The organism is Brevibacterium sp. HMSC24B04 (assembly GCF_001806835.1).
Classification (GTDB): Bacteria; Actinomycetota; Actinomycetes; order Actinomycetales; family Brevibacteriaceae; genus Brevibacterium; species Brevibacterium ravenspurgense.
Map to the genome: position 1 here is coordinate 100,492 of NZ_KV786083.1, position 819 is coordinate 101,310.

Annotated in this window: 1 protein-coding gene; it reads left to right on the forward strand. The window is 59.1% G+C overall.

Annotation, left to right across the window (positions count from 1 at the left end; genetic code table 11):
• The first annotated feature begins 357 nt into the window (after positions 1–357).
• Complete coding sequence (gene ykgO / locus HMPREF3092_RS04180) at positions 358–480, forward strand: type B 50S ribosomal protein L36 (protein WP_019174766.1); 123 nt, start codon at positions 358–360, stop codon at positions 478–480.
• Positions 481–819: the final 339 nt, after the last annotated feature.

Genomic DNA, 819 nt, shown 5'->3' on the forward strand with positions numbered 1-819 from the left:
CCACGCTTTAGCAACAAAAACTCCCGTTAGCAGTAACGGCTAAAGCGCAGATCCCGGCTAACGGGTGTCTCCTTACGGCTAAGCCGCAGAATCCGTCTAAAGGGTGTTTCCCTCCGAACAAATCCACCCCGCGGTGCCCTCACCCGGCCGTCATCCGCCAGCGCTGCCGCTAAAACCGCCGAGATGAACAGATAGGCATATGAACACTCCATGACATGGGATTCAACGTTTAGCGTGGCCTGATCACACCAACCCGACAAAGCAGACCGCCAGCTCAAGCAGGCCGTCAACTAATGCAGACAGTCGGGCCACAAGAGCAGCCGGAACAGCCAGGCTGCAGCAGTCGAAAGGAATCCCATGAAGGTGCGAGCATCACTTCGTTCTCTGAAGAACCAGCCTGGCGCGCAGGTCGTCAAGCGCAAGGGCAAGATCTACGTCATCAACAAGCAGAACCCGAGGATGAAGGGCCGCCAAAAGTAAGCACACCGCGTGGAAGCGGCCTCGCCCGGTGTGAGCAACTCGGCCCGGTGCGCACCACTTCACCGGGCGAAGCAGCCGGCCCCGCACTGGCCCCTCGGCCCCTTTTCTGCACCCACCCACGCTTTAGCAACAAAAACTCCCGTTAGCAGTGGCGGCTAAAGCGCAGAATCCGGCTAAAGGGAGTTTCCCTACGGCTAAGCCGCAGAATCCGGCTAACGGGTGTCTCGTTGCGGCTAAAGCGCAGATCCCGGCTAACGGGTGTTTCCGTCCGCAAAACCACCCACAACCCCACCCAACCCAACAAAACAGCCGAGGTGGAACTCCTGCAGGAGTTCCACC

Bases quoted from the DNA above. Each gene is read 5' to 3' on its own strand.
- ykgO (WP_019174766.1), top strand. From the start codon at position 358: ATGAAGGTGCGAGCATCACTTCGTTCTCTGAAGAACCAGCCTGGCGCG.